Here is a 7025-nt window from a genome sequence, read left to right as displayed (position 1 = left end):
ATGCGGCTTCAGCAGCACATGCTGCCGATCGTCCCGACGCCGAGCCAGGCAGCGTTGCCGTTTCCACCCGAAGCTATCCGGAGTAGGGCGTGAACACTGCCACGCTGGAACAGGTGCTCGCCGCAACCGGCTACCTGCCGGACGGGCGACCCGCGCCCGGCCTTCGGTTGGGGGCTGAGGCGCAGTCCTCGCGCCACGGCCGCGTTTTTGTTCCGGACGCATTGTGGCGCAGCGCGTCGTCGTTGACCGTCTACTTCAAGTTTGAGCAAAGCGCGCCTGCAGACGATCTGGTCAGCCAGTGGCGACGAGAGGTCTGGAACGAGGGGTTCGCGCCGTTGCTGTGGGTGATCTCGCCGCAGCGTATCGACCTGTACAACGGTTTCGGCACACCCGCGAAAGAAGGCGATGCCCAGAGACATTTGATTCGGCGTTTCGAGAACATCGAAGCTTCGCTTCATGAACTGGACGAGTTGGCCGGCCGACTGGCGATCGAGACGGGCCAATTCTGGGCCCAGGTGCCGGCCATCGATCGCAAGACCAGCGTCGATCAGAAGCTCCTGTCTGACCTTGGATGTCTCGAACGCGATTTGGTCGCAGGCAATCTCGCGCGCGATGCGGCGCAGGCCTTGATTGGGCGCGTGATCTTCACCCAGTACCTGATTGACCGCGAGATCGTCAGTGCGGCGCGGTTGAAGCGGGTATGCGGCCGCACGGCGTTGCCGGCGATCCTGCGCGACCGGCCAGCGACCAGCAAGCTGTTCGCATGGCTGGCCCAGACCTTCAACGGCGATATGTTTCCGCCCTCGTCGGTGAAAACGACACCAGCCGCTCACCATTTGACGCGGGTTGCGGAGTTCCTGGAGGCTGTCGATCCTGAAAGCGGGCAACTCAGCTTCTTCCCCTACCAGTTCGACGTGATTCCGGTCGAGCTCATCAGCTCGATCTACGAGCAGTTTGCACATGCTGAGCCGCAGACTGGAGGAAAGCGCACAGAAGCGTTGCGAAACGGCGTGCACTACACGCGACTGTCCGTCGTCTCGCTGGTCCTCGATGAGGTCATGGATGGTCTATCTGGACGGGAGTCGGTGCTGGATTTGACGTGCGGCTCCGGTGTCTTCCTGGTCGAAGCGCTGCGGCGCTTGGTTCATCTTCGCTCGCAAGGTCAGCCGCCCACGAGGGAGCTGATCCGCTCGACGCTCTACGGGCAGGTGTATGGCGTAGACATTAGCGAAGCCGCGATTCGCGTCGCTGCGTTCAGCCTGTACCTGGCTGCGCTTGAGCTGGACCCTGACCCGCAACCACCGCAGTCCCTGAAGTTCCAGCCATTGATCGGCAGGACATTGCTCGTCGGTGACGCTCGTACTGTCGAACGTGATGGAGATGGCAAGGCCGTGCTGGCGACGCCGACAGGGCTGAAGCAGTTCGACCTTATCGTGGGCAATCCCCCTTGGAGCTTTAGGGGGCAGACAGGAACCGAAGCGCGGCGCAAGACCAGGGTTGCGGGCGTACCTGCGCAACCGCGCGGTGAAGGCTTGGATTTCGTGTTGCGAGCGGCGGAGTTCTCACATGAGAAGACCCGTTTCGGCATCATTCTTAGCGCGATGCCGTTCTTCAGCCGCAGCGGCACCGGCATGGCAGCAGCTCAGCATGTGATGCGAGCCGTGGCTCCGATCACCTTGGTAAATCTGTCCAATTTGTGCAGTTGGCTCTTCGCGACAGCGGCTATGCCCGCAGTGGTTCTCTTTGCCCGTCATCGACCGAAGCAGCGAACGGATCAGGTCACGGTCGTTCAGATCCCGTGGACGCCCAGCGGTGCAAGGACTCATTCGTTCGAGGTGGCGCCGAGTGACGTCATCACTTTGACACTCGACGAGATCCAAGAACAGCCGTTGAAGCTCAAGGCAGCAGCCGTTGGCCGGCGCCGTGACCTCCTATTGCTGGATGACTTGACTTCGGCCCACAGAAATCTGGGCGAGCAACTCTCATTACTCGACACTACCTTCCAGGTTGGATTGATTCGCGGGGCCCCAGAGAATCAGACGCGCGATGCTCGCCCGCTAAAAGGATTGGATGTACTGCAAGTCAAAGACATGCAGCACTTCAACATTCCCGATGATTTGCCGACTTTCAGCCAATCGAAGGCACAATGGCCACGATCGCGGGAGATATATCAAGCCCCGCTTCTCATCGTGAAGGAAATGCTTCTGGGGAGTCCACGCGTCTTGGCGGCCGTCTCCGAGCGGGATCTCGTCTTCACGAACTCATACTTCGCAGTGTCTCTTCCGAGAGGGCACACGCGGACGGCACATTTGCTTGCCACCGTGTTGAGTTCTGCTTTTGCGACATGGTTCTTCTATCTGACCGCTGCAGAGTTTGGAATCTACAAGAGGAAGCTGCTGGCTCGCGACCTCAGCTTCCTACCGGTGCCTAATTTCACGAGCGCAGTGAAATCTGAGGCTGGCCAGCGCCTGCTGCAGATTGAGAAGAATCTGCGCGCCAACGGCACCGACGAGAGGGGATGGGCTGAACTGGACGAAGCTGTCTTCGATCTGTACGAACTGAACGATGCCGACCGAACTGTCATTCGAGACGGCCTCCTTCGCGCCGGGTGGCAATGGGAAACCGGCCGCGAATCATCCGTGGAGCCATCGGACAGTCGTACTGAGGTCACGGCGTATGCCAAGACGTTCCTGTCCGTTATCGAGGATTGGCTTTCCGTTCGCAATAAGCGGCACATGCGCGCCGAAGTGCTCGACTTGCCAAGCAGTTCGGCCTTGCGCGTCGTGCGCTTTGTCTTGGAAGAGGGGCCGGGTAATGCGAGCGTGAGCGTCGTGGCACCACAAGGCGAATTGGGTGAAGTACTGGCACGTATCGGCAGGCGCCTGAAAGTCAAGATTGCGACCGCGCTCAGTGCAGAGCGGGAATTGCGAGTACACGGACGCAACGAAGTCGTGATCATCAAGCCAGCAGCGCGGCGCTACTGGATGGGCATAGCGGCACTGGAAGATGCCGATGCAGTGGTCGCGGAGAGCTTTTCAGGGGGCAAAGTTTGAGGATCCCCTATGAGACACCTCCTGCACTGGGCAGAGAGTTCATTGAACTTGAGCCCGAGGTTGTGGCGGTCATTCTGCTGACACTGGCCGCAGGTTGGCAGCGAGCATGCGCAGCCGAGGACGTGAATGCCAACGCTGGAGAGGTAATCATGACCGAGCGCCTGCGGGACGGGATGCGCATTGCGCTGAAGAACTCCCCGTGGAAGCAGATCATGGTGCTGCCTGGCACGGAATCGCGATCTAAAAGCAACGTGATGCTGCCAGACGGACGTACCGACATCCCGCTGGCGTTCGTCGAAATTTTCTTGCGCACGCAGGAGCATGATCCGCACGCGATCATCGAATGCAAACGAATCGCCGGGTCGGACACTCACTTGTGTCGAGAGTACGTCGTCGAGGGCATGGATCGATTCATCCAGGAGAAGTACGGCGAGAACCATGCTATCGGCTTCATGGTGGGGTACGTTCTTGCCGGCGTTCCTTCGGAATCCGCGGATGGCGTCAACGCTTACTTGAGAAGAGTTTCGCGCTCGGTAGATCGCCTCGCCCCGAGCGACATCAGTGACGGGACTTGGCAGAGCCTACACGCACGCTCCAAGCCGTCGATGCCGATTCGCTTACAGCATGCGTTTCTTGGGTTCGCGGGCACCTCAGCGTCCCGCACCTGATCTCCGCCTCCGACAGGAGGCAATCACAACGCTCACAACGGCATAGGGTATGAAACCGGCAGGGGCCGGATGCGGTTTCTTTGTCGCGCTAGATCGGCACTTGAAGTCGACTGTGACTTTGATCGACTCCAAGGACGCCCGATATGCCGGCCCCCGTCTTCAAGGCTTCGCCCCGGCTGCCGACCATCAGCATTGCGCCCGGACTGTGGGCAGTGCTGTTCATGTTTACCCAGACTGCAGCAGCCGACGTGCTCGTCGTCACCGACAGCCGTCATCCGGTGCAGGCTCCAGCCGGCGTGCGGATCATCGAGCTGGACCAGGCCACGCGCATCGAGGTCGAACTCGCCGCGCACCTACCGGCCGACCCGCAACAGGCTGCAGCCCTGGTGCGGCAGCGGTTGCATGACGGCGGCGAGGCCCTTCAACGCCGCATCGGCCACGCCTACCAAGGTGTCGCGGATGCCTGGGGACTGGGCATCGCCAAGATTCCCGCCGTGGTGGTCGATCGACGCTACGTGGTCTACGGCGAGCCCGACGTGCCCCGCGCCGTCGCGCGCATCAACGCCTACCGGAGCACGCAGCCATGAGCCTCCTGCTGGCACGCCGGCGCCTGCGCGCCACCGTCGCCTCGCTGCTGCTGAGCACGGCCACGTCGACGTTCGCCCTGGACACCGCCACCATCGTCTCGTCGGCGCTGTCCCCCGACTGCCTCGAATACCGCGTGGTCGGTATCTGCTACTGGCTGTACTGCACGCCCTTCGGCTGCTCGGTTCGCACTTCCGTCAAGGTGCGCCACTACGTCCCCGATGCGGTGGTGTCGAGCTACTCGAACACTGGCGAAAACCCGTGGCTGGAGGTCAGAGCGATGAGCATGCCCAACCCGACCGCCAAGGCTGGCGGTGACGGCACGACCAATCACGACAACGAGAACAACCTCGCCAAGTTCAAGAACGCCGATGTCATCGGCCATCCGGCCGGGCTGGTGTTCAGCCAGTTCGCCAGCGCCTCCGGCTACACCTGCGAAGGCGCTGGCACGGCCTTCATGCCGTATCTGCTGAGCACGCTCGACACGATCGCCTGGCGCTACAACATCCCGGAAGCGTTCTACCCCGAAGCGCTCATCCCCGGCCGGCGCGAAATCGGTACGCGCACCGGCCTGAACCTCTGGGGCAACGTGTATCCCCGCGGTGGCTTCCTGCACCAGACCGACGACCACAAGAGCGGCGCCGTGGTCGCGCAGCGCGCGGGCGACATCGTGACGCGCCGCAACCAGATTCACGTGTACCAGCCTCTGCTGGCCAACGCCCGCGACGGCTACTGGCCGGCCGGCGCGCTGATGGAGACCGACGCCTCGACGGGCAAGTGGCAGGAGCTGACGCCCACGCTCTCGAACAGTTGCGTGGTTTTCCCGCACAGCCGCACCCGCGTGCAGGCCCAGCAAGGCGACTACGCCTGGGCCTTGTGGCGGCCGTACTCCTGCTGCCGGCGCCGTGGCCAGGTCTTCCTCGGCAGCGTCGATTTCATGTGAGGAACCCACGATGACCGCCTCCCTCCGTCACTTCCTGCGCCGCGCGAAGTCGCCCCTGCGGGCCACGCTGCTCGTGGCGGCCATCACGCTGGTCGTCGGCGTCGCCTGGGCGCAGACCCGCATCGATCCCAATGGCGTGAACGTCAGCGGCAGCGTGATCGGCGACGACGTGCTCTACAGCATCGGCGGCGGCCGGGCCGTGTCGATGGGTGGTGCCGGCAACATGCAGAGCATCGGCGTCGGCGTCGGCTGGAACAGCAACCTGATCTGCGGCGACATGAGCATCACCACGACGCTGCAGAACCAGCTCAACGGCATCACCAACGGCTTCCAGACGATCATGAGCAACGTGATCCAGAACGCCACCAGCGCCGTGGCCTCGCTGCCGGCCCTGATCATCCAGCGCGCCGACCCGGGGCTGTACAACCTGCTCACCAACGGCATCCTCCAGGCGCGCCTGGATTTCGACCGCTCGAAGATGACCTGCCGGGCCATCGCCAATCGCATGGCGGACATGGCCGGAGGCCAGGCCGGCTGGGACCAGCTCGCCGAAGGGATGGCGCTGCGGGATGCGGTCAGCAGCACCGATGCCGTCTCCGCCATCGAGCAGGCCGAGTCCAACAAAGGGAACAACGGCGTGCCATGGGTCGGCGGCGGCAACGCGGGCGGCTCCGGTCAGAGTTCGATCAAGGTGGTCGGCGATGTGACGCGCGCGGGCTACAACCTGCTCAACGGGCGCAGCACCACCGATACCTCGTCGATCGCGCGCAGCGCCTGCGGCAACCGCCTGACCTGCCAAACTTGGTCCTCGCCCCAGGCGGCCGCGGACTGGGCGACCCGCGTGTTGGGCGAACGCGAGCAGCGCACCTGCGAAAACTGCACGAAGACCCAGACCACGCCTGGCGTCGGGCTGACGCCAATGATCCAGGAAGAGTACGAGACCAAGCTGCAGGCGCTGCAGGAACTGGTGACGGGCACCCGGCCGACGACGCTGGCCAATCTCGACGCGGCCGGCAGCAGCTCGCTGCCGATCACCCGCGGCGTGATCGAGGCCCTGCGTGACGAACCCGACCAGGACGTGCTGGGCAAGCGCCTGGCGTCGGAGGCGGCGCTGTCCAGCGTGCTGGAGAAGGCCCTGCTGCTGCAACGCACGTTGCTCACTGGCAAGAAGGAGCCGAACGTCGCCGCCAACGAACTGGCCGTGCAGGCGGTAGACCAGGAGAACAGCGCGCTGGAGCAGGAGATCAACAACCTCAAGACTGAGCTGGAGCTGCGGCGCACGCTGGCCGGCAACTCGGCGATGGCGATCATCCAGCGCCACAGCACCCGCGCTGCCGGTTCGCGCGGCGTCTTCGAGGGCGACACCACGCGCGACCGTCTGCGGGAAGTCCAGAGGCCGCGGAGCGGTACGCCATGAGCCGGCTGGCCTGGCTGCGGCTGCCATGGCTGTTCAACCGCCGCGTCGGTGTGGCGCTGCTGTGGACCTTGCTCGTGGTCGCCGCCGCGGTGGCGGTGAACATCGCCGGCATCCACGTGGTCGGCGGCGTCGAGGGCTGGCAGCACTGGCTGCAGGCGCACGCCGGCCACTTCTTCGTGTGGCGGCTGTGCCTCTACGGAGCGACGGCTTACGGCTGGTGGTGGATGCGTCGGCGCCTGTTGCGGCGGGAGCCGTCCCGCGAGACGCATCAGCGCCTGCTGCGCACGGAGATCGCGGCCGTGATCTCCGTGGTCGCGCTGGAAGCCAGCCAACTGCTGCGGCACGGCTGAGACCGGGAG

6 protein-coding genes are annotated in these 7025 nt (G+C 63.7%); all 6 read left to right on the top strand.

From position 1 onward, the window contains the following. The first annotated feature begins 89 nt into the window (after window positions 1–89). Complete coding sequence (locus tag N5K27_RS27835; protein ID WP_003292121.1) at window positions 90–3053, top strand: N-6 DNA methylase; 2964 nt, start codon at window positions 90–92, stop codon at window positions 3051–3053. A 149-nt stretch (window positions 3054–3202) separates the two neighbouring features. Then, entirely contained in the window at window positions 3203–3721 is a 519-nt protein-coding gene (locus N5K27_RS27830; protein ID WP_013721898.1) for a hypothetical protein, read from the top strand. A gap of 143 nt (window positions 3722–3864) precedes the next feature. After that, entirely contained in the window at window positions 3865–4308 is a 444-nt protein-coding gene (locus tag N5K27_RS27825; protein ID WP_016446147.1) for a TIGR03757 family integrating conjugative element protein, read from the top strand. Then, window positions 4305–5249 (top strand): TIGR03756 family integrating conjugative element protein, encoded by a 945-nt coding sequence (locus N5K27_RS27820; RefSeq protein ID WP_017244840.1) that lies wholly within the window; start codon window positions 4305–4307, stop codon window positions 5247–5249. The genes N5K27_RS27825 and N5K27_RS27820 overlap by 4 nt, the downstream gene beginning before the upstream one ends. Window positions 5250–5259: 10 nt before the next feature. Continuing rightward, window positions 5260–6666: an integrating conjugative element protein gene (locus tag N5K27_RS27815; RefSeq protein WP_279820798.1), complete on the top strand. Its 1407-nt coding sequence runs from the start codon at window positions 5260–5262 to the stop codon at window positions 6664–6666. Continuing rightward, window positions 6663–7016, top strand: a complete 354-nt coding sequence (locus N5K27_RS27810; RefSeq protein WP_023121123.1) for a hypothetical protein — start codon at window positions 6663–6665, stop codon at window positions 7014–7016. Before N5K27_RS27815 ends, N5K27_RS27810 begins: the two co-directional genes overlap by 4 nt. Window positions 7017–7025: the final 9 nt, after the last annotated feature.

This window comes from Pigmentiphaga sp. GD03639 (genome assembly GCF_029845405.1).
Lineage (GTDB): Bacteria > Pseudomonadota > Gammaproteobacteria > Burkholderiales > Burkholderiaceae_B > Pigmentiphaga > Pigmentiphaga daeguensis.
Note: the sequence above shows the minus strand (reverse complement) of the source record. Positions and strands in the feature narration are given on the sequence as shown.